Here is a 21,484-nt window from a genome sequence, read left to right as displayed (position 1 = left end):
TCAGCGGGCGACGAGGGACGACTGGATAAACAGATAATTGTCGCGATCGATGTCCGCCAGCACGAAGCCGATTTTTGCGAGCTGACGAACCGTGCTCACCACCTTCGCGGTCGACGTCGGACTATCGAACTCGACGCAGAACAGGTCGGGGCGGATATCTTCCTCGACCATGCTGTCGATGATTTCCTTCCAGGCGCCCTCCACGTCGACCTTGAGCAGGTCGATACGATCGTGGCCGAGTTCGGCCATGATCGTGCGCAGCGTCTTGCAAGGTGCCTTGACCGACTGGCCGGTCAAATGGACGTTCTTCACTGAAAGATTGACGATGCCGTCCGCCGGCATGAAAAATTCGAGCGTCGTATTCTCGCTCCACACGCCGATCGGCAGGAACTGAAGACGATCCTTCGGATAATCGAGCTTTTCCATATAATCGATGGCGGTGGGGGTCGGGTCGAACGACCAGACTTGACAGCCGGCCGCCGCCAGTTCGAGGTCGAACGAGGCTTCGACACCGACGCCGACGCAGTAGCAGATCATGTCCGGCCGGACGGATCCCGCCGGCACGCGCCACGCGCCGTGGCCGCGCCCCATCGTTATGATCGCCCCGGTGCTTACCCGGGGACAGAGCATCGGCACCAGCTTGCGGGCGATGTGCTTGTTCACGCCATTGTAAAGGCGGCGAAGATTACCCCGGATATTCACGTTGCTCTCCCATCGCGTGGTCCGCGTGCAGGCCTATGTTGCTGCGGTGCAGCGCGCAAGCGATCAGATCACGCCTTTTTCTTCGGCGGCGACATCGATCCCGAAATCGCTCCCCAGTAACGGACGGAGCAATGCCTTGGGCATGGCCGCCACCAGTTCACGCGCGAAATGGAGGTTGACGTCCAATCCTTCTGCGGCTTCGGCATCGACCGTGGAGATGCGAACGAGCACCCCGTCCACGATCCAGCCCCGGGCTTGACTCTTCAGCCGCGCAAGCAATTGCTCGGTGCCTGTTTGCGGCAGATATTCGCCAACGCGCGCCCAGTAGAGAATCTGTTCGGTGCGGTTGAAGCTTGATGCGGTCATTGCCCGCCCGGGAATGGCAACGTCGCGGGTAATCGGGATCGTCTGCGGGTGACTATCCGTCACGGTGAAGCCGAAAAACGGGTAGCAGACTTCCGGTCGGTGCAACTGCAAAAGGTCTGTCTGCGCCTTGCCATAGGCGACCAGCATCATCACCACAGCGCCGTCCGCGCGGGAAAACACGCGGCTCACCACCTGGTTGTAGAGCTTATCCTCGAGACTGCCTTCACGGGGTGGGGCGATCAGCGCACCCGTATCCTCGGCCTTCCACGCGCCGAAAGCCCGGGGCAGGAGCTCGTCCAGACTCGCCGCGCCGAGAAGGTCCATCTTCTTGCGAGGCTTGAGCCCGGCAGACGCGCCGGCAGCGGCGAAGCAGCCGGCGCCAATCATTAGGTCACGCCGGTTGAACATGCTGCCTCCCGCCAAACAGGACGATTCGCTCGACCAGCCAGTCGATGGCGAAGATGCCGAGCAACGCGACAACGAACATCACGATGCCGGTGGTGTTGTGCAGGAAGCTCTGCGCGGCGGCGTCACCCCAATAATATGTGATAAGCACCAGCAGGACGATGCGGATGATGTTCGTCACCACCGCCACGGGGACGACCAGCATCGCGATGAACAGGGCATAGCCCCAGGAAGGCTTGTTCTTGATATACACATAGAGCAGCGTCACGACGACGAGGCTGGAAAGCGAACGCAAGCCCGAACACGCATCCTCGACCAGCAACTGATAGGGCCCGATGAACAGCGTCACCCCCTGGCGAAGGATCGGATAGTCCAGCGCAGACAGCAATCCGGTCGAGGCATAGGACACAAACTCTTTGAGCGGTGCAGTGACACGGTCGATGACCCATCCCGGCGGCGGGACCAGGAAGAATAGCCACAGCACCGGAAACCAGCATGCGCGGAGCGCGGCACCGCCGAAATAGAGATAGCCGGCCGACACGGTCGCCGCGACCAGCCCGAAGGTCTCGATACTGATGAAATCGAATACGCGACCACCGACGTAGAGCAGTAGCGACACGATCAGCATCGGAACGCCGATCAACAGATTGCCTGGTTTTGCAAGCGCTTCGATCGTGTGTCGCTGGCGGCCCAGCATCCAGATGCCGGTGGCAAGCACGATCGGCCCGTGGACCCCGCCCTCGGCGCTCCACACCTGGCGTCCCAGCGTGATCAACGTCGGGATCGCGAGTGCCAGCAGACCGGCCACCGCCAACCAGAATCCTTGAGCCCCACGGGGGAAGGGGCGCCGCTGCTCCAGCGCTGCCGACGGAACCGTTTCCAAGTCAGTATCCGTTAAGCACGCAGCCGACCACCGTCGCGCGATCGGCGCGCAACATGCGGCTGAGCGTGGTGACGTCGCGGATATAGCTTGTGTCCTTCCGTGCCACGATCAGGCTGTAGCCGACGACATTGGATACGCGCTGCGCATCGGCGCAGGTATTCGACGCCGTCGTGTCGAAGATCGTGATCTCGAATTCACGCAGCAGCTGGCTAACCACGTCACGGAATTGCTCCGATGACAGAAGCTCTTGCGGGCTGTGCACGGCGCGACCGGCGGGAATCACCGAAAGTTGATCGAGCCGGCTGCGATGGATGATCGAGTCGATCTCGACATCTGCGGACGAAAGATAATCCGCCAGGCCGGGGGCTTCGGAGGAAAGGCCGAACGCTGCCCCGATTGCAGGCTCGCGCAGATTGGCGTCGACCAGCGCAGTCTTAACTCCGATCTGCGCAAGCGAGGTGGCGAGATTGACGGCCGTGAACGTGCAACCGACCCCCTTCGACGGTGCGCAGATCGCCAGCGCGCGCCGACCCTCGCGGAGATGCTGGGCAACGATCCGGGTACGCAGGCCGCGAATGGCCTCGGCTTCGATGCCATTGGGATCGGCCAGGACGAGCTGGTATTCCAGCATGTTGACCGTGTCCGGAATGGTCGGAGCGCCGCTAGGGCGATCGCCGCTCGGCTGCGAGTCGGGCGAGGTGATGGCATCCATTAGCTTACTGCGGCTCCCTGCGTTTCCGCCGTTGCGGAGGCTACCTCCAGGCCACGGCGCAGGCGGCTGGGCAGCGACATGCTGCTTTGTATCACACCGAACACCGGAGCATCGATGGCGACTTCGAGATCCTCGGGGCTGCGCACGCGGCGGCCGAGCAGTTCGACGAGCAGTGCGATCAGCAGGCCCAGACCCGCACCGAAGCCAGCCGCACCCCCGATGATCATCGGAACGTTCGGATAATAGGGCGAGGTCGGTGCCGAGGCCTCGCTGAGCGTCGTCATGCCCGCATCGTCGCTGCTGGCTTCCAGCCGAAGATCGGCGACGCGCTGCGCCGCTTTGACATATTGATCCTGCTTCAGCTGGACGTCGCGCTGCAATTCCATCAGCTTGTCGAGATTCTCGCGATTGGCGAGCACGCGCGAGCGCTGGGCGTTCGCAGCGCCTTCAATCGCGCTGCGGTTGATGCCGCTGGCAGCCGCCGCCTGAGCGCGTTCATCGGCAGCAGCCTTCGCATAAATCGCCCGTTGTCGCTGCAGCGCCTGGAACGCCGGGTGGTTGGGGCCCAGCGTCGCCGCCGCTTGCTGCAGTTGCTGATCGATCGCCGCAAGTTGCATCTGCGCCGGCCCCATGCCGGCAGGCGCCACCGTGGGCGCAGCCGCGGCGGCCACTGTCTGCCCCTGAAGCTGTTCAAGCTTCTGGGTGTCCAGGTCGGCGCCAGCGCCCGTCAGCACGATCCCAGCCTGCTTGGCGAATGCCGTGCGCGCTTCCACCGCCTGATCCAGCGACTTCCGAGCGACTTCTGCCTGCTCAGCGTACCACTCGGCCGATTTCTTCGCCGCGTCGCGCTTATACTCGATGCTTTCAGCGATGAACGCATTGCGGAGCATGTTCGCGATCTGCTCGGCGCGTTCGGGCGACGTGTCGGAATAGCTGATTACGAGGATGTTGCTGCCGACGATTACATTGGCTTCGGTGTTGGCGATGATTTGCTGTGCAAGCCAGCGACGGATGTCGCCGGTCTTGGCCGCCGACGATGCATTGAATTGCGCGATGGCACTGGGATCGTTGGCAGTGCCCAGCTGATCGACGACGCGACCAGCGGTGCGATAATCCTCGATCAGTTCGATCTGGGTCTGGACGAAGGCGCGCATAAACTGCGAGCTCATCACCTGGCCCGTCACCGGATCCGGCTTAAACGTGTCGAGCATGATCCGGGTGCTGGCCCGGTAGCGTTGCGGCAGGAACTGCGAGACGACGGTCGCGGTGATCACGCAGACGAGGAACGCCGGAATGATGATCCAGCGACGCGCCCACAATATCCGGAAAAATTGAACAATACTCACAGCGGTGCCTCGCCAAGCCTGCGGAAAATCAGAAAAGCCGTTCGCCGACGACGATCACGTCGCCCGGAAGGATCGGCTGATCCTTCTTGAGCTTAATCTCTTCGCCGTTTCGCGTCACCTTAACGCGCTTGGTGCTGCCGGACGCGGTCAGGCCGCCACCACGTGCGAGGGCGCGCTCCAAGGTCAGGTCCGATCGATACGGATATTCGCCAGGCGCGTTGATCTGCCCGTACATATAGAATTTCTCGACCTGCGGTACGAACACCTTGTCACCCGCCTTGACCAGCGGATCGTCGTTCGGTCCGCCCTGTGCCAGCTTTTCGTAATCTAGTTTGGTTGTGGTTCCGTCCGGATGAGTCAGCAGCACATATTCACCGGCGCTAGGCTTGATACCGCCGGCACGGGCGATGATTTCGCTGACGTGATATTCGCGGTCGATCGGCTGAAGTCCTGCCGAACCGACTTCTCCAAGGACCACCACATAGTTGCTCACAAAGCTGATGACTTCGACGCTGACGATCGGCTTAGCGTAATAGCCGCCGGCTGTGAGCTGCTTGCCGAGTTCATCGGCAAGTTTGACAGGATCCTTGTCCGCAACCTGAACGATGCCGAGATAGGGCAGGGTGATCGTTCCGTCGGCGCGAACGCGGGCCTGCGTCTTGAAATCCGACTGACCGAGCACATCGACCTGGATAACGTCATTGGCGTGGATAACATAGCCTTCTGGAAGGCTGGTGCCCACTCCGGCGGGGGCGGCGGTGGCCATCGACGGATCTGCCGGCGTTGTGGTCGATGTCTGCTGTGGCGCGGCCTGCTGTGGCACCGGCACCGGGGCAGGCGTCGGACCGGGTACCGAACGCGTGGGAATCTGGGCGAAGGCAGGAGCCGCCGCACACGTCATCATGGCGAGAACGGCGGCTGCGGTGGCGGTATGCTTCTTGGACATGAATGCTCTCATCAGAAAGACAGCGAGGTTGTAAGGCCGACCCGCGTCGTATTGTAAGCGAAGAGCTGAATATTTGATGTGCGCCGCTGATAGCTGGCGTCCAGCATGAAATTAAGCCGAGGGCCCGCGCGGTAACGCAAGCCGGTGTTCAGGCTAACCCGCTCGTCATTGCCCGGTGGCGGCGCACCGGTGAAGATCTCCGACGGGGCAAACCTGCGACGGGAATAACGCGCCCCGCCAGTCAGGCTGATCCGCGGTGAAAGCTGGCGGGTGATGACAGCGCCAATCGTCGTCTGGATGTCATAGCTTACGAACTGGAGCTGCGACGGCTGTGCGACCCGGCTGCCGGAGATCGTCAGCTGGAACAGATCGCCGCTGTAGGTCGCCGAGAGATCATAGCCGACACCGGTAAACTCGGCGGTCTGCGCAAGCTTCGGATCGACTTTGGTGTAATTGACCGACGCGGCGAGGTTCAGGCGCGTCCCGAGGTTGCGTTCCAGCTGAAGCCCGGCCGCATAAGTGCGCACGCCATCCTGCTCGCCGTTCGGCGTCGCGCGGTTTATGTAGCTGCTGTCGCTATAACGGCCGAACAGCGAAATCGTACCGATCGCTGGTGATACATAGCCGAGCTGGCCGGTGAAGCTGGTCGTGTTGGAATCGGCGAACTTACGTAGCGTCGACGTATTGCGCGTTTCGATGCGGCTGACTGCCACCGACGGGCGCAGGCCGATCGTGCCGCCGCAACCGACATCGGCGCTGATCCCGCGCCGCTCTTCGGTGTTGTTGAAGCTCTCCGCAGGGCTTTCCTGCAACAGGTCGCCGAGGTCGCTCAGACGCCGCGAATAGGTACCTTCGCCGTGCACGACGCAGGAGGCAAGGCGTTGGTCGGCCCCGCCAGTGAGATTGATCGACTCGCGGTTGAGCCGGGTATAGCGGCGATAGAAGTTGTAACCGATGCCGCCGGTAAGATAGAAGCTGCCACCCGCACGCGGCAAATAGATATCAGCGTTCACACTCGGGGCGACGCTGAAGTCGCTCTGAGGCCGCCCGCCGGCGACCGTGGTATCGCTAAGGACCACGTTGCTGTCATATTGCAGGCGAGTTGATGCATTCAGGTCAACCCGCCGGCCCTGTTGCTGTTGCGCATGCGCGAGCGACGGAAACGCGGGCGCGATCAGCGCCGCAAGCGCCAGGCGCGCGGCTGCCGGGCTCAGCCGGCTGGCGTTCGAACGAAAATTTCTACTTGGTTGCACGCACATCCCCCCAGGATCGCAGCGTCATTACCAACAGCGGGTGCCAGAGGCAACCAATCCACTCGCGGATTCGTCTCGCTTCCGTCGCGTTCGTCCCATATATGGTCGATTATCTATTGCATGCCGATTCAAATCTGGCTCGCATGCGATGAGATCAGGCTTTTTAACGTCACATTATTAAGCTTGTGGTCATCCGGGGGTGTCTGGCGGTGTCGGGGGTGCGCTGCTACTGCGTCGATGCCGATTTCGGGAATCGTGGAGCGGAAATGCCGCACGGAAAGGGGATTCATGCAAACGCCCTATGACTGGGTGACCATCGCGATCTTTGCTGGGCTGATCGTTATCTTCCTCCAGCGGTCGCAGGCGGATTCGGTCGTTCGCGATACGATGATCAGCTACCTGCCGCCGGCGGTGGGCTGTGCCGTTGCCAATTATTTAGGCAATGAAGAATATCACATCTTTGCGATCATCACGATCGTGCTGGTGCTGGCCTATATCGCGTTGGTGATCAAACCCTATGAGTTCATCAAGCGCCGTTGAGGCGATGGTGCCTTTGCCCGCAAGGGCCACAATGTTGTTAATGAGGTGAGCGAGTGCCCCTACGTTCCGCGCTGAGGTTTGTGTGGCCGTTTTCCCGCCGCGAGGAGGAGCCGGAGGAAAGCTTCGTTCCGTCGGCGGGCTATGCCGTGCCGAACCGGGAGCAGCTGTCCTCGTCGCGGTCGCGGCCCGATTTCCCGGGCTTTCGCGCGTCGGCACTCGATCGCCCGCTCGAGCGCAAGCGCAACGAACGGCGCGACATCACCCGCGCCCGGCTGGCGATGATGAGCTATTTCACGCCCACCCAGCCGGTGACGAGCCGTGCCACCTTTGCCGGGCGCCTGGGGATGCTCAGCCGGCTGATCTCGGCGATCGAGACGCAGCGCAGCCATGTCGTGCTCTATGGCGAGCGCGGCATCGGCAAGACGTCGCTGCTGCACGTGCTCACGGATGTCGCGCGCGAATCGAGCTATATCGTCAGCTACGCCACCTGCGGCGCCTCGGTCGATTTCTCCGAGCTGTTCCGCTCGGTGCTCGAAGACGTGCCGCTGCTGTTCCACCGCGATGTCGCGCCCACCGCCGGCGAGGCCGAAGCGGGCGCCAGCCTGGCCGACCGCTTGCCGAAGGGCGAATTCGATTCGGGCGAGCTCGCCGATCTCTGCTCGGATATCGTCGGCACGCGCGTGCTGATCGTGCTCGACGAATATGATCGCGTCACCGATCCGGGCTTCCGCCAGCAGGTCGCCGAACTGATCAAGAATCTGTCCGATCGCGCGGCGCGCGTCCAGCTGGTGATCGCGGGCGTCTCGTCGAACCTGCAGGAACTGGTCGGCTATGTCCCGTCGATCCGCCGCAATATCATCGGCCTGCCGATGCCGCGCCTCCAGGAAGCCGAAGTCCAGGAAATGATCGCGCTGGGCGAGGAGGCGTCGGGGCTGCGCTTTGATCCGAAATTCGCCCATCTGATCAGCCTGCTCGCGCTCGGATCGCCCTATATGGCGCGCCTGCTGTGCCATCATGCCGCGCTGGAGGCGCTCGATCAGGGCCGGCTCACCGTCGACATCGGCCATCTCCGCGCCGCGCTCGATCTCGTCGTCACCGAAAATGAAGGCCGCATGTCGCCGCGCACCGTCGCCGAGATGCACCGGTTCCTCGACGGCACCCAGACGCAGCTGGTGGCGGCGCTGGGCGAGGCGTCCCGTTCGGCCGATGGCTGGTTCTCGGCCCGCACGATCGGCGATCTCCTGCCGACGACGCGGGCGACTGAGGCGCAGATCGAAGGCGAGCTCGAGGGTCTGGTCCGCACGCTCGGCCTCGAGACCGAGATCGATCAGGGCGAAAAGCGGTTCCGCTTCATCGACGACAATCTGCCCGTCTATCTGTGGCTGATGATCGCGCGCGACCGGCTCAACAGCGGCGAACTGGGCGAGGGCGGTGCGCCGAGCGCCGCGCGCGCCGACCTGTCAAAGGTCAAATCCTAGGCACTGGCGCACGCCGGCGGCGGCGCGCCACAGCCGGGCACGCACCAGCGTGCCCAGCGCCGCGCCGCGCGCGCCCGCAATCTCCGGTGCGCGCAGGATCTTCGGCGCTTCCATCGCGATCATGCCGGGGAGCAGCAGCGAGCGGACCAGCCATTTCGCGCGGCCGAGCGGGCGTTCGCGGTTGAACAGGAACAGCTCGCGCTCGATTCGCCGGCTCTTCGCGACCAGCGCCGCCCAGTCGGCGCGCGGCGGGTGCCCCACCGCAGCATCGGGCGCATAGTCGATCGCAAGGCCCGCCGCGATCGCGCGGTGGCACCATTCGAGGTCTTCCGACACGCCGGTGCGAAAACCGCCGACCTTCATAAAGTCATCGCGCATCACGAACAGGTTGGCGGTGACGGTGAACTGCTTCTTGCGGACATAGGATTCGTTGTCGAACGCAAGCACCAGCTCGAGCGCCTGGCTGCCGTTGATCCGCCCTTCGGGGCGCAGCACGAACATCCGCCCGCCGATGAACCGGCCCGGCGCCACGCGCGCCACCCCGGCAGCAAGCCAGCCGGGCTCGGCGATGCAGTCGCTGTCGATAAACGCCAGCATCTCGCCGCGCGCTTCGGCAGCGGCACCGTTTCGTGCCGGCCCGGCGCCCTTTTCGCGAACCGTCACGATTCGCGCGCGGCCCGCCACCGCCGCCTCGACGGCGGCCAGGCCGCACGGCGAATCATTGTCGCCGACGATCACCTCGAACGCAGCCCGGCCGATCGTCTGGCGATCGAGCGAATCGAGGCACGCGGCAAGGCCTGCGGCGTCGTTATAGTGCGGCACCACCACGCTGATGCGCGGGGCGGCGGTTTCCCCGCTCATGCCCGCGCGCTCCACTGTGCCAGCATCTCACGCAACCGCGCCGACAGCGCGGTGTGGTCCGTCGTCGCCATCCTGGGCTCGCTCGCCTGCGCGCGCGCGATCGCCGCGCCCAGATCGGCTTCGTCGCGTACCGCCTGGAGCAAGCCGCGATCGGCGAAGGTCTGGGCGATCTCCTCCTGATGGTCGTCATAATGCTCGCCCAGATCGTGGCGGCGGGGGAAGGCGACGACACGGCAGCCGGCACGCAGCGCCGTCACCAGCGATCCGGTGCCGCCATGGCAGATCACCAGATCGGCATCGCGCAGGATCTGCTGCACCTCATCGAACGGGATGCTCGCGCGGATCTCGACATTGGGGATGCCGGGATCGGCAAGCGGCTGGTCGCCATATTGCAGGATCAGCCTGCCGGGCAGCCCGCCAGCGCGCTTGAGGTCAAGCACTGCCTTGACCAGCCGGGGGAAGGGCAGGGTGGCGCCGACGGTGGCGAAGGTCAGCGCTTGCTTGGGCGGCCGCTCGCCCTCGATCAGGCGGAACGGATCGAACAGCTCGGCGTCGGGCCAATGCGTTTTGAGTGCCGCCGACTGCACGATCGTCACCGTCGCCAGTCGCTTGACCATGCGCCCGAACGCCGACGGGTGGTCGAACCGCGCAAAGGATTCGATGTGCACGAACCTGGCGCCGTGGAGCTTGCCGATCAGCGCCGCGAAGAACACCGCGCCGGCGCCGGTCGAAATCACGACGTCCGGGCGGTGCCGGCGGATGATCCGCCACGACTGGATCAGGTTGCGCAGGGCGCCGCGGAGCATCCGCAGCGGATGGCCAAGCCGGGCCTGGCCGAGCGCATAATGTTCGACGAGTTCCACCGGATGCTTTTCCGCCAGGCTCCGGCCCAGCGCGGTATCTTCGGTGACAAAGAAATAGTCATGCGCAGACCATACCGATTCGAGATCGAGGATTTGGCGGAGGTGCCCGCCGCCCGACGCCGCCAGGCACATGGTCAGCCGGCCTTCGCCTGCCTTTTCCGCTGCCGTCCGTCGCTCCACGCCGCCCCCTGTCCGATGTGCCTCCCGGAGGGAGCCGCCCAACGCTATGCTATTGCGGATGCCCGCGTGGCCGAATAGGTTCAAGTGGAACTTTGGCCTGCCTGCAATTCCGCGGGCGGCGGGGGAGGCTTTCATGAAGAAATCGTTTCTGGTGTCGGCGGTGGCCGCTGCGTCGCTGGCCGTTGCCGGCTGTGGGGGCGGCAAGGCGCAGGACAAGCTCGACAAGGGCCAGGTCGTCGCAACGGTCGATGGCGAAGAAATCACGGTTTTCGAACTCAATGCCGAGCTTCAGGGTTCGCCGGCCCCGGCAGGCGCCGATCGCAAGCTGCTCGAGCAGATGGCGCTGCAGCGCGTGATCGAGCGCAAGATCCTCGCCAAGATCGCGCGCGAGCAGAAGCTCGATCAGACCCCGGCCTATCTCCTTCAGGAACGTCGTGCGGACGAAATGATCCTGGCGACGATGCTGCGCGACAAGATCGCCTCGGGCATCACGCAGCCGACCGATGGCGAGATCGCCCAGTATCAGCAGTCGCACCCCGAGCGGTTCGCGGAGCGCAAGATCTATTCGGTGGAGCAGGTGCTGTTCCCGCCGCCCAACAGCGCCGACAAGTTCAAGGCGCTGGCGCCGCTCAAGACGCTCGACCAGCTCGTCGCCAAGCTGAGCGCCGACGGCACCCAGTTCCGTCGCGGCAACGGCCAGCTCGATACGGTCCAGCTGCCGACCGAAGTGGTGAAGAAGATCGCGGCGCTTCCGGCGGGCGAGATGTTCATCCTGCCGTCGCCGCAGGGTCTGACCGCGAACGTCATCACCGGTTCGACGGTTCAGCCGCTGACCGGCGCCGATGCGCGCACCGCGGCGATCAACGCGCTGCGGACCGAACGCTTCGCGGCCGCCGCCGAGGCGCAGCTGGGCGCGACGATCAAGAAGGCGAAGGAAGGCGTCCAGTACCAGCCGGGCTATGCCCCGCCGCCGCAGCTGAAGGGCAGCACGCCAACCCCGTCGGCGATCAGCTCGCCCGCGGCCGGCGCCGCAACGCCTGCGGCCGATGCGGCACCGGCGGGCAACACGCAGTAAGCATGCAAGGCGCGGGTGCGGGGCCGGCCGGCTCCGCACCCTGCTGGCCCGCACTCAGCGATCCGCGTAGCCGCGCCACCAGCGCCCGGGAGACAGGCACACCGCTCGCCAGGCGGCGCCGAGTGCCATGAGCCGCAGACGCCTGTTCGGCATGACCATCGCTGCAATGGGGGCGCCTATCGCATATTTGGCGGCGACCAGCCACAGGCTCGCGCCGGTCACAAGGGCGCCGGTGCGGCTGAAATGCTTGCGTGCATAGTGCATTTGGCCGGTGGTTCGATACAGGAACCGGCTCGCCGAGATCGCTTGTCCGCCGCCGGCATCATGGATGACAGCGACGTCCGGGTGAACGAGAACGCGCTCACCGCAGTCCTTCAGCCTTCGAAACAGATCGATCTCTTCCGAATAGAGGAAGAAACTCTCGTCGAACCCGCCAAGTGCCCGCCACACATCGGCACGTATCATCATGAAGCCGCCGTTCAGCACATCGGCGGGGCCGGGTTGGGTTGCATCGGCAGGCAATCCTCCTCGTGCAAGACCGCGGAGCGAATCGATCGGGCCCTTAACAAAGTCGCGTACGCGCGGCAGCGACAGGAAGTTCGCGGTGTCGAGGCGACCATCGGTCGAAAGCGAGCGCCCCCCCCACGCGGCGGCGTCCGGCGTCGATTGCGCGAATGCGATCAAGGCATCGATCGCCCCAGGCTGTGGAATGGCGTCCGGGTTGATCAGCAGAAGCCGCGGCGCCCGCGCCTGCGCAGCACATCGATTGTTGCCAGCGCCAAAGCCGATATTGCCTTCGCTCGGCACGATCTGGACGTCGGGGAACCGTGTTCGCACGAGCGTTTCGGTGCCATCGTCACCATTGTCGATCAGCAGGATCTCGTGCGGCGTGTCAGCCGCGGCAGCGCGAATGCCCTCGATGCAACGTTCGATGAAGCTAGCCGACCGAAAGGCGACGACCAGAATGCTGACTTCGGGTGGCGGGCTGGCGATCATCGGGCGTGGCTAGCGCGGAATCCTGGCCGAGTGAAGTCTCAACGGCAGTCTTCGGGTCGTTTCGTTATCGGTAGGGAGAAGACCTTAGTATAGCAACGATAAATTAACTTTGTTGATAAGGGTGTAGTTCAACGGTGGCGCTGTAAAAACCTGGATTAGTTAAGGTCGCATCGACTGAAACGGGTCGTAGTAAAAGGTGCTTAAATGCCGGATATCATCGTCAAGAATCAGTCTGAACTCAACGCTGCACTTGCGGCGGCAACCGGTGGCGAGACGATCAAGCTGGCGGCTGGTACCTATCAGCAAGTCAAGCTGAACAATGTAAAGTACGCGTCAAACGTCACGATCACGTCGCTTGATCCCGATAACCCTGCCACGGTTCAGCGGGTCGATCTCGACAGCAGCAGCAATATCACGTTTCGTAATCTGACGCTCGCGCGTGACCTGGCGCCGACGGATGCCGATTACACTCGTCTTCACAACGTCAACAAGTCTTCAAACATCGTTTTCGATGCCGTGACCATTTCGGGCGGTTCGGGCGATGTCACGCAAAGCGTGGGCTGGGGCATGTTCGTCCGCGACAGCTCGAACATCACGATCATGAACTCGTCCGTCGATCACGTCGCACTGGCGCTCAACATTTCGAATGTTAACGGGCTTCTCGTGAAGGACAACAGTTTCCACGACAATCGCCGCGACGGCTTGAACCTGTCCTCGATCACTAATGCTGTGATCGATGGAAACTTCTTCACCGACATGTATCCAGTAAACGGCGAGCATCCGGACGCTATCCAGTTCCTGACTCGCGGGCAAACCACCGCCTCCAGCAACATCGTCATCAAGAACAACGTCGTCATGCAGGGGAAGGGGGAGCCGATCCAGGGCATTTTCCTGAACGATGAAGAAGGTAATCTTCCTTACACCAATGTCGAGATCTCGAATAACCTGATCTACGTCAACGGCATGTACAACGGGATCAGCGTGACCGGCGGCAAGAATATCACTGTTGAGTCGAACACGGTTGTTTCGCGCACTGACGACACAATTCCCGCTTGGATCCGGCTCGAACGTGTCGACGGAGCCACTGTCCGCGGCAATGTCGGTGATCGGTTGGTGGCTAGCAAGGAATCGACCAATATCGTCGAAACGGGCAACAGCTGGCTCAGCGCCGATTCGGTCACGCTCCGCAAGTTCGCCAACATCAACGGCGAACACTCTGCGAAGCTTTCGGAAATGATCGTGTCGGGCATCGGCTACCAGCCGCCGGCGGGGAGCGCCGCAGCGGCTCTGGTTGCGCAGGAACAGCTTGAGGCACGGAAGACGTCAAGCGCCGGTCTTCTGCTCGATCTGGAATTCTCCTCGACTGGCATGGTCGAGAAGTCGAAGTGGAACTCAGTGGCAACCGCAACCGCCATCGATGCGACCAATATCGACGGCACGATGTATCATGTGCAGACCGGCAAAGGCTTCAGCCTGTCTCAATCGAACTCGGTGCAGCTTTATAATCTACCCGCCTTCACGCTGTCGTTCGACTTCAAGCGGCAATCGATGACCTCCACCGCGGGCCAGATCATCGGTGTGTTCCAGAGCTGGTCGGTGTCGCTGCGATCCGATGGCGAACTCAACTTCACGATCAAGAACGATGCTGGCAAGACATTCTCGCTTGTGACGTCGGGCGCGAAGATCATCGATACGAAGAACCACAAGATCGCACTGACCTATGACAGCAAGACGGGCAAGGCGATTATATATGTTGATAATGTTGTACGCGGCAGCACCGCGATCAGCGGGTCAACTCGGGCACTTGAAAGCTGGGGCCTTTATGTCGGCAGTCCGTTCGGTACGGCGGCCAACGGCTATGTCGGCAATATCGAGATGCGTGACTCTGCGCTCAGTCCGGCGCAGGTCGTGGCGCTCGCTTCAAGCGGCAGCACAAGTTCGGCATTGCGCCTGTCGATGGTTCAGAGCGTGGCGGCGACCGCTGTCGGCAGTGGTACGGGAGCGGCCAGTACCGCTGCCCGCGCGGAGGCAAGCGCCGCTCTTGTCACGGCAATCCCGTCCGCGGTGACCGCAACGGCGACGACGGCGAGTGCCTCAGTGGCCAGTCGCGTTTCGGTGGCCAATACTGTGGTGCCGGTGGTCTCGGCCGGCGATTTGTCCGGCCTAGCGCGGCGCAGCATGAGCGTATCGAAGTTCTCGGGCTTCGACATCCATTACGCCTGAGGCTCGATGCCTTGCTGGGGGGAACTGTCTGCCATATGGGATGGCAGACAGTTCCCAGCCCTCGATCGGAATTTTGTGATACGCAGTTCATTGCACCTGAACGGGCTCCGCGGGCAGATGGTCGTGGGGTTCGGTGTCAAGGGGCTGGGCGCCGTTACGAGCTTCTGCTTCACCTGGCTCGTCGCGCGCGGCTATGGTCCGGCAGGGGTCGGCGCATTCGGGACCGCGCTGACCACCGCCTTCATGGCCGTGACCATCGCGCTGCTCGGGCTCGATTTCATCCTTGTCCGCACCGTCGCAAAGGCGCTCAGCGCCGGGCGAAGCGGGATCGCCCGCGCGGCCATTCGGCGGGCACTGAAAATCGCGATGACAGCAAGCCTGTTGATCGCAACTGCGTTATTGGCGCTGCATGATTCCATCTCCGTGAGATTGCTCGGCGAGCCTTCGATCGCGCCGCATCTGTTCGTGCTCGCGCTCGTGATTCCCGGCATGGTTTACAGCCGATTGGTGTCGAACGCGCTTCGTGGACTCGGACAGATCGGCTCGTCGCAACTGATCGAAGGGCCGATCGGCACGATCATGGGGTGTATCGGCCTTGCAATCGCGATTGCCCTGGGCTGGACCGACAACCTCATCGTGCCAGCGATCTGCTATGTTGCTGGCTGGAGTGTGGGCGATCTCTTTGGCGCGTGGCGGCTCGCGCGTGCGACGCGCGACTGGGATCCGCCGGAGCCCTTTGACGAGGCGATGGTGGGGCCTGGCTTCTCCGTGCTGCTGGCGAATGCCAGTAATCTCTTCATCGACTGGTTTGCGACCGTGACGCTGGCGGCGACGCATGGTCCCGCACAGGCCGGAATCTTCCGCATTGGCTATCAGATCGCGTCGTCGCTTAAGCTACTTGCCGCCACATCGGAGACCATCCTGCATCCCGTGTTTGCCGCCAGCTTCCAGCGAGGCGATCTGAAGCGGATCGGCCGGATTCTGCGGCTGACGATCCTGGCGCTGACGGTAGCCTCGGCGCCGGTCGCGCTTGCTGTACTGATCGCACCTCGCTGGATCATGGGCCTGTTCGGCAGCGGCTTCGTCTCGGGAGCGCCGGCAATGCAAATTCTGGTGCTGGGGCAGTTGCTGGCGCTCACCACCGCCGCCGGTGGTGCCGTGCTCGTGATGGTGCATCGTGAAAAGCTGGTGCTGGGTTTTTCGGTTGCCGGGGCGGCGCTTTCAGCGGCGCTCGCGTTGTGGCTGATCCCGCCTTATGGTGCAGTGGGGGCGGCGATTGCGACGGCGCTGCCCTTCTTGCTGATTCGGATGTCGTCGCTCGCGGCTGTCCGCTGGGTCGTCGGGGTGCGTTGAGGGGGTGGGAGTAGCGTGACATCGATCACTGATCTGCGCCAGAGCGGGCTCCAGCTGCGCATGGGCCAAATGCGGGCATGGCTGTTCCGACGCGGTGGTCCCGTGCTGCCGCAGTACACGGCGGATCATGCAACCTGGTGGCTACTGCTTCGCCGGTTGCTGCTGTTGGGTCTCGTCTGCTTCATAGCGCTTTTTTACGGGCTCGTGGTGGCAGTGTTCCCGCTCGGTATGCTGATCCCGTTTGCTGCCCCGCTGGCAATTATGGGACTGCTCGTGATCTGGGCGCTGCCGGAAGCGCCCCGGGCTCCGACCCGGGCAATGGGGCGAGTCTTTGTCGTTTTCACCTTCGCGATGCTGCTTTGGCCGAATTATCTTGCGTTCTCGTTCGGCGGCCTTCCCTGGATCTCGGTCCGGCGACTGGTGGGCGCAAGTGCGGTGGTGCTGCTGCTGGTCAGCGTATCGGTGTCCAAGCCGTTTCGCAGCCAGATCGCCGCCATCCTGCGTGCTTCTCCCCTTTTGTCGCGAGCCGTGCTCGGGTTCATCGTGGTGATGGTGCTGTCGACGTTCACGTCAACATCCCCCGGCGAGACGATCAATCGCTTTGTCGATATCTCGATCACCTGGATCGGGATGTTCTTTATCGCGCTCTGGTTCTTCGGCAATGCCGCCGGAAGAGAGGCAAGGTGGGCGAATTTCCTGCTAGCGGCGGGCGCGGTGCTGATGCTGGTCGGTGCGCTCGAATATCGGGCCGAACACGTCCTGTGGGCCAACCATATTCCAAGCTTTCTGCGAATTCAGGACGAGGCCGTGCAGCGCATCCTCGAGCCGCAGTTCCGTGATCGTTACCGCGTAATCACCACCTTCACCTCGCCTCTGTCCTATGGCGAGTTTCTCGCGCTGTTAGCGCCGCTGATGGCGCACAAGCTGGTCAATGCAAAAGGGGTTTGGCGGCTATCGCTCTGGGGCTTGTGTGACTGTATCCTGCTTGTATCGGCCTTCCTGAGCGGCGCGCGCCTTAGCATGGTGGGCTTCATCGTCGCCCATGCGGTGTATTTTCTGCTGTGGGGCATCCGGCGCTGGCGCATGTATCGGGGCGGACTCATCGGTCCGTCCGTAACGCTGATGTATCCGGCGCTGATGCTGGCGATGTGCATGGCGATCGTCTCGGTTGACGCACTGCGCACACGCGTGCTGGGCGGCGGCGCATCGCAGCAGAGTAACGATGCACGTGGCCAGCAGTTCGACCTCGCGGTACCCGCTGTCGCGAAGCGACCGCTTTTTGGCTATGGCCCGGGCGAGGGTGCGGCAGCGGTGGGCTGGCGAACGTTGGGCGGGCAGTTGTCGATCGACAGCGGTTATGTCTCGGTCGCCGCGGACTATGGCCTGCTCGGCTTCCTGTCCTTTTATGGCGCGATCGTGCTCGCGATCATCTCGCAGGTCCGCAACGGACTGCTGTCTCGCGTCAGAGGCTACCCGCTTGAACTCGCAATCGCGTCGATGCTGGCGGTCTTGATGACGACGCGCCTCGTACTATCGCAAACCGATAACAACCCCCTGGTTTTCATGTTGCTGGGGCTATCGCTGGGGATGGCATATCGGGCAAAGCTCGCATCGGGTAGCGCGTCGGCGCCGGGCCTGAAGCGATAGGGAAGCTGCGATGACGTCGACGCCGAGCGAGGAGAATCATCCGGTTGGCGACCGGTCTGGAAGGCGGCTATGGCGAATCGACGATCGATCGCTCCGGCCAGATCGCAACGATCTGTCGCTGGTGCGCCTGCTGCTGGCAAGCCTGGTCATCTATTCGCACTGCTTCTATGCGGTTTACGGCCTTCACAGCGACGATCTCGCCGGTCTTCTCGGTGCTCCGGTGTCGAACTATGCGGTCGACGGATTCTTCATGCTGTCGGGCTTTCTCGTCTACCGCAGTATCGTCTCGAACCCTTCGCTCACTCGCTTCGCGCTCGCGCGGTTCGTGCGGATTTGGCCTGGCCTGTTCGTCATGCTCCTGATCGTCGCGATCGGTGGGCTCGCCTTCACCAGCGTCTCGACAACGGCATATCTGACCGGCAAGGAGACAATACGCTTCGTCGCCATGAACGGAACGCTGGTCTTTTCCAGCTTCGGTTTGACCGGCATTCGCTGCGGCGAAGGGCTTTGCAACGTGAACGGCTCGCTATGGACCTTGCCTTGGGAGGCCCGGTGCTATGCGCTGCTCGCGCTCGTCGCCGCGTGCGGTTTGACGCGGCGCGGGGCGATGCTCCGCTTCGTTCTGCCGGCGACCTTTGCCTTTGCCATACTATGGGATCTGGCGGTGGCGACGGGAACGTCATCGCTGGTGGGCGGCGGCCTCGGCTATCAGTTCGAGCGCCTGGACCGCCTCTGGGTGTCCTTCGCCATGGGCATCACCTGCTATCTGTTGCGGCACAGGATCCCGCTGTCCTGGGGAATCTGTTTGTTGTTGCTCGCCGCCAATCTATTAATTCAGCGCTATGCACCTGCGGCTGGGCTGCATGCCCGTCAGATCTTTATCGCCTATTTCGTGCTCTGTCTGGGCTTTCTGAACGCGCGCAACGGTAGTGTCTCCGCGTCGTGGCCCGACTATTCTTATGGCATGTATATCTATGCTGCGCCCGTGATGATGGTTCTGCAGTATCTTGTCGGATTCACATCTCCTTATACGCTATCGGTCGCCAACCTGTTGCTGACGATCCCATTCGCCGCGGCATCGTGGCACTTCGTCGAGAAACCTGCGCTCGATCGGTTTCGCCACCATTACAGGCAAAAGACGGATGCGGGCGGGCACGCCACTCCGATGACGGCCGATGTAGTCGTGCCTCGCAGTTGATCCGCCCGGCTGTCATGCCGCTCTGCGGAAACAGGAGTAGCGGATGACCCACACGACTCGCCGTAGCTTTGTCGGCAGCGCGCTGGCGCTGTCGGTGGTGCCGCTGGCCTGTTCGGCGCCGTCTGCGCCCGCCCGCTCGCACGGCCGCAAGGCGCCGCCCGGCGTGCTTCAGCCCGGTCCGAGATGGGACGGCCGGGCGAGGAGCGGAGGCGAACCGCCCCCCCAAAGCGATCGGCCGCTTGGAACGCTGGTGCCGGACGAGCGGTTCACCGGCGGCTTCTCGGCAGTGCCTGGCGAATGGCTCCACGGCGAGGGTATTCGAATCACTGCGCTCGGCCTGCCGCCCCAGCCGGCGTCCGGCGGCGAGATCAACTATTTCCGTGAGGCGGAATTCTATCTCGAGGGCAATTCGGTCACCGTCACCGAATGGAGTGTCAACCAGACGCCGGTGCGAATGCACGACGGGAGCGTCGCGCCCCAGGGCTCGATCGGCTTCTCGGTCGAAATCGGGGCGGGGGAGGGCGCGGTCACGGCGGGCGACGCCATTCTCTATTGCTATCTGCGCGGCGAGCACGGGCTCGAACGCCGGATCGAGATTCCGCTGGTCATCAACGTCGATCGCACTCTTGACGCGACGCGTCGCAAAGGTTTCGTCGATCCCGTGGCGGGGCGTGACGATGCCACCGGCACGCGCGCGGCGCCGTGGCGGACGCTGCATCGGGCGCTCGACCTGAAGGGCGTCGGCGACGGCGGGCTGGTGACGCTGCTTCGTCCCGGCACCTACGTCGAGGACGCGAATGTCACGCCCGGGTCGCGGGCGATGGATAACCGGCGCATGATCGAGGTGGTCGCCGCCGATGGCCTCAGGCCCGACCAAGTGATCATCACGCGTAGCGCCCGTGTGGCGCCCGAGGGGCGCTGGGTCGTCCCGGCGCGGGCGGTGCATTTCAAGGGGCTGACGATCGATCTGTCGAAAATGCTCCGGATCCAGTCGCGCGTGCCCGATTATACCCTCGGATTTTCGGCCTGCCGGCTCGTCGATGGAGCCGGGGAGAATGGACCGCGTGGCGCGCGCGGTCTTGATGTCGGGTACAATCTGTCGGCCGGTCCGCCCGCGATGCGGGATGCGGTCAACAATCCCCTACCGTATGCGCGCGGCGGGGTGTTTCTCACCGAGTCGCTGTTCGTCAACTACACGACCCAGGGCGCCCGGCTGTATCGCAACGTGACTGCGCGTGAATCGACCGATAGTTTCGCAGGTGGGTCGGGTTATGACGATGTTGTGATCGACGGCTATTTCGTCACCATGACGCGCAGCTTCCATCAGCGTGTCCACGCACAACCGGATCTCATCGTGCAATCGGCGGCGCGCGGGCCAAGTGGTGCGACCCTGGTACAACTTGCCGGTGCCGCGGACTTCCCTCGCATGGGGCGTCGGCCGGATTGCCGTGCAACCATCGTTTCAGGCGGACTTGGTGGTCGGGACGGCGTGCAAGTGTTGGCTGCCGACCCGTCGTCGAACCAACTGCTTCTGGAAGGTGATCTCACGGCACTCGCGCCGGGTGACCGGCTTCGCTTCTATCTGATCTGGCACGCCGATTTCTGCCAGCAGCAGGGCGTGCTGCGGCCAGAGCAGCGCGGCATGCGCAACACTACCATCTTCCGTTATCGCGCTACGTCGCCGACTGCTCAGCTTTTCCTTACACAAGGCGCCGTGAAGCTGGAGGAGGGGACGGTGATGTCTACCCGGGGGCGGCGGTTCAAGCTCGAAAGCGCGTCCGGCCGGCCGAACCAAGTGCTCTCCGACGACGTCCTACGGATTCTATCCGGTCCGCAGAGCGGAGAATATCGCCTCGTCGATCATTATGATGCGGCAAGCGGAACCGGCGAATTGCTGGAGCAGTTCAGCGCGGATCAGAACAGCGTCTCGATCGGGCGGGGCAAGTCGATGGTCGGATTTGCGATGGCGTTGTCGATCCTCAGAAAAACCGGGGATGGCGCCGAAATGGGTCAGTTCCAGGATGGTCACCGCAATTTCGTGACCGCCCAGAACAGCTTCTTCAGCCAGCCGCGCTGCCTGACGTTTCGAAACCGATCTCCAGGGCACGGCCATCGTAACCATGTTCAACTCTTCAATCTGTGCACGCGGATGGATGCGGACACCCCCGATCTGCCGAGCGAAGGGCTGAGGATCGAACGATGCCATTTCCTCGAAGGCCGTGCGCGTGGCGAGGGCGGGGTTTCGCGCGGCGGTTCGCTGCGCTTCGACGATGAACTGCGCTACCAGCCGTTGTCGCGTCAGCAAACCTATGGCACGCGTCCGCTGATCCCTTTCGACAGTTTCGGCCGGTCCGTCACGTCGGCTTCGCCCGTTGGCGCAATCGCAGGAAACGAGTAACGCTGATTTCACGGTTGTCTTGCAATTGAGTGGACGGGCGTATCGCCGCTGTTGTAGCG

Annotated in this window: 18 protein-coding genes; 8 read left to right on the top strand and 10 right to left on the bottom strand. The window is 63.1% G+C overall.

Features of this window, described 5'->3' with window-relative positions:
• The 7 genes from ACX40Y_RS11395 to ACX40Y_RS11365 all read right to left on the bottom strand — a co-directional run bounded on the left by ACX40Y_RS11395 (position 1) and on the right by ACX40Y_RS11365 (position 6,619).
• Entirely contained in the window at positions 1 to 702 is a 702-nt protein-coding gene (locus tag ACX40Y_RS11395; RefSeq protein ID WP_459119683.1) for an FkbM family methyltransferase, read from the bottom strand.
• Positions 703 to 765: 63 nt separating this feature from the next.
• Positions 766 to 1,476 carry an exosortase-associated protein EpsI, V-type gene (gene epsI, locus ACX40Y_RS11390; RefSeq protein ID WP_459119682.1) on the bottom strand — a complete coding sequence of 237 codons (711 nt, stop codon included), beginning with the start codon at positions 1,474 to 1,476 and terminating at the stop codon, positions 766 to 768.
• Positions 1,460 to 2,356, bottom strand: coding sequence for an exosortase V (gene xrtV, locus ACX40Y_RS11385; protein WP_459119681.1), 897 nt, complete (start codon positions 2,354 to 2,356; stop codon positions 1,460 to 1,462). Before xrtV ends, epsI begins: the two co-directional genes overlap by 17 nt.
• Position 2,357: 1 nt before the next feature.
• Positions 2,358 to 3,068, bottom strand: a complete 711-nt coding sequence (locus tag ACX40Y_RS11380; RefSeq protein WP_459119680.1) for a CpsD/CapB family tyrosine-protein kinase — start codon at positions 3,066 to 3,068, stop codon at positions 2,358 to 2,360.
• Positions 3,068 to 4,414 carry a Wzz/FepE/Etk N-terminal domain-containing protein gene (locus tag ACX40Y_RS11375; RefSeq protein WP_459119679.1) on the bottom strand — a complete coding sequence of 449 codons (1,347 nt, stop codon included), beginning with the start codon at positions 4,412 to 4,414 and terminating at the stop codon, positions 3,068 to 3,070. The genes ACX40Y_RS11380 and ACX40Y_RS11375 overlap by 1 nt, the downstream gene beginning before the upstream one ends.
• A gap of 28 nt (positions 4,415 to 4,442) precedes the next feature.
• Positions 4,443 to 5,360 carry a polysaccharide biosynthesis/export family protein gene (locus tag ACX40Y_RS11370; RefSeq protein WP_459119678.1) on the bottom strand — a complete coding sequence of 306 codons (918 nt, stop codon included), beginning with the start codon at positions 5,358 to 5,360 and terminating at the stop codon, positions 4,443 to 4,445.
• Positions 5,361 to 5,371: 11 nt separating this feature from the next.
• Positions 5,372 to 6,619 (bottom strand): outer membrane beta-barrel protein, encoded by a 1,248-nt coding sequence (locus ACX40Y_RS11365; protein WP_459119677.1) that lies wholly within the window; start codon positions 6,617 to 6,619, stop codon positions 5,372 to 5,374.
• 282 nt (positions 6,620 to 6,901) lie between these two features.
• Here ACX40Y_RS11365 and ACX40Y_RS11360 point away from each other — a divergent pair, with 282 nt between their 5' ends.
• Together ACX40Y_RS11360 and ACX40Y_RS11355 are read left to right on the top strand one after the other, a co-directional pair.
• A complete protein-coding gene (locus tag ACX40Y_RS11360; RefSeq protein ID WP_459119676.1) occupies positions 6,902 to 7,153 on the top strand; it encodes an XrtV sorting system accessory protein in 252 nt (83 codons plus the stop codon).
• 53 nt (positions 7,154 to 7,206) lie between these two features.
• Positions 7,207 to 8,631 carry an ATP-binding protein gene (locus ACX40Y_RS11355; protein WP_459119675.1) on the top strand — a complete coding sequence of 475 codons (1,425 nt, stop codon included), beginning with the start codon at positions 7,207 to 7,209 and terminating at the stop codon, positions 8,629 to 8,631.
• Here ACX40Y_RS11355 and ACX40Y_RS11350 read toward each other — a convergent pair.
• Positions 8,614 to 9,492: a glycosyltransferase family 2 protein gene (locus ACX40Y_RS11350; protein ID WP_459119674.1), complete on the bottom strand. Its 879-nt coding sequence runs from the start codon at positions 9,490 to 9,492 to the stop codon at positions 8,614 to 8,616. The two genes, ACX40Y_RS11355 and ACX40Y_RS11350, sit on opposite strands and share 18 nt — an antisense overlap.
• Entirely contained in the window at positions 9,489 to 10,535 is a 1,047-nt protein-coding gene (gene welK / locus ACX40Y_RS11345) for a beta-1,4-glucuronosyltransferase WelK (protein WP_459119673.1), read from the bottom strand. The genes ACX40Y_RS11350 and welK overlap by 4 nt, the downstream gene beginning before the upstream one ends.
• A 133-nt stretch (positions 10,536 to 10,668) precedes the next feature.
• Between welK and ACX40Y_RS11340 the strand changes: the two genes are divergently transcribed.
• Positions 10,669 to 11,610, top strand: a complete 942-nt coding sequence (locus tag ACX40Y_RS11340) for an EpsD family peptidyl-prolyl cis-trans isomerase (RefSeq protein ID WP_459119672.1) — start codon at positions 10,669 to 10,671, stop codon at positions 11,608 to 11,610.
• Between the two features lie 54 nt (positions 11,611 to 11,664).
• Here ACX40Y_RS11340 and ACX40Y_RS11335 read toward each other — a convergent pair whose 3' ends face one another.
• Positions 11,665 to 12,606, bottom strand: coding sequence for a glycosyltransferase family 2 protein (locus ACX40Y_RS11335; RefSeq protein WP_459119671.1), 942 nt, complete (start codon positions 12,604 to 12,606; stop codon positions 11,665 to 11,667).
• Between the two features lie 204 nt (positions 12,607 to 12,810).
• Here ACX40Y_RS11335 and ACX40Y_RS11330 point away from each other — a divergent pair, with 204 nt between their 5' ends.
• The 5 genes from ACX40Y_RS11330 (at position 12,811) to ACX40Y_RS11310 (ending at position 21,425) form a co-directional block, all read left to right on the top strand.
• Positions 12,811 to 14,829, top strand: a complete 2,019-nt coding sequence (locus ACX40Y_RS11330) for a right-handed parallel beta-helix repeat-containing protein (RefSeq protein WP_459119670.1) — start codon at positions 12,811 to 12,813, stop codon at positions 14,827 to 14,829.
• Between the two features lie 117 nt (positions 14,830 to 14,946).
• Positions 14,947 to 16,182: an oligosaccharide flippase family protein gene (locus tag ACX40Y_RS11325; RefSeq protein WP_459119669.1), complete on the top strand. Its 1,236-nt coding sequence runs from the start codon at positions 14,947 to 14,949 to the stop codon at positions 16,180 to 16,182.
• 15 nt (positions 16,183 to 16,197) lie between these two features.
• A complete protein-coding gene (locus ACX40Y_RS11320) occupies positions 16,198 to 17,829 on the top strand; it encodes an O-antigen ligase family protein (RefSeq protein WP_459119668.1) in 1,632 nt (543 codons plus the stop codon).
• A gap of 10 nt (positions 17,830 to 17,839) precedes the next feature.
• Positions 17,840 to 19,027, top strand: coding sequence for an acyltransferase family protein (locus ACX40Y_RS11315; RefSeq protein ID WP_459119667.1), 1,188 nt, complete (start codon positions 17,840 to 17,842; stop codon positions 19,025 to 19,027).
• A gap of 250 nt (positions 19,028 to 19,277) precedes the next feature.
• Positions 19,278 to 21,425 (top strand): hypothetical protein, encoded by a 2,148-nt coding sequence (locus ACX40Y_RS11310; RefSeq protein ID WP_459119666.1) that lies wholly within the window; start codon positions 19,278 to 19,280, stop codon positions 21,423 to 21,425.
• The last annotated feature ends 59 nt before the right edge of the window (positions 21,426 to 21,484 follow it).

The organism is Sphingomonas sp. RS6, from assembly GCF_054489705.1.
This window is presented reverse-complemented; position numbering and strand designations above follow the sequence as displayed.

Excerpts from the sequence above, each read along its gene's own strand:
- epsI (WP_459119682.1), bottom strand. The coding sequence starts at position 1,476 with ATGTTCAACCGGCGTGACCTAATGATTGGCGCCGGCTGCTTCGCCGCT.
- ACX40Y_RS11380 (WP_459119680.1), bottom strand. The coding sequence starts at position 3,068 with ATGGATGCCATCACCTCGCCCGACTCGCAGCCGAGCGGCGATCGCCCT.
- ACX40Y_RS11370 (WP_459119678.1), bottom strand. The coding sequence starts at position 5,360 with ATGTCCAAGAAGCATACCGCCACCGCAGCCGCCGTTCTCGCCATGATG.
- ACX40Y_RS11365 (WP_459119677.1), bottom strand. The coding sequence starts at position 6,619 with ATGTGCGTGCAACCAAGTAGAAATTTTCGTTCGAACGCCAGCCGGCTG.
- ACX40Y_RS11360 (WP_459119676.1), top strand. The coding sequence starts at position 6,902 with ATGCAAACGCCCTATGACTGGGTGACCATCGCGATCTTTGCTGGGCTG.
- ACX40Y_RS11350 (WP_459119674.1), bottom strand. The coding sequence starts at position 9,492 with ATGAGCGGGGAAACCGCCGCCCCGCGCATCAGCGTGGTGGTGCCGCAC.
- ACX40Y_RS11340 (WP_459119672.1), top strand. The coding sequence starts at position 10,669 with ATGAAGAAATCGTTTCTGGTGTCGGCGGTGGCCGCTGCGTCGCTGGCC.
- ACX40Y_RS11335 (WP_459119671.1), bottom strand. The coding sequence starts at position 12,606 with ATGATCGCCAGCCCGCCACCCGAAGTCAGCATTCTGGTCGTCGCCTTT.
- ACX40Y_RS11330 (WP_459119670.1), top strand. The coding sequence starts at position 12,811 with ATGCCGGATATCATCGTCAAGAATCAGTCTGAACTCAACGCTGCACTT.
- ACX40Y_RS11325 (WP_459119669.1), top strand. The coding sequence starts at position 14,947 with ATGGTCGTGGGGTTCGGTGTCAAGGGGCTGGGCGCCGTTACGAGCTTC.
- ACX40Y_RS11315 (WP_459119667.1), top strand. The coding sequence starts at position 17,840 with ATGACGTCGACGCCGAGCGAGGAGAATCATCCGGTTGGCGACCGGTCT.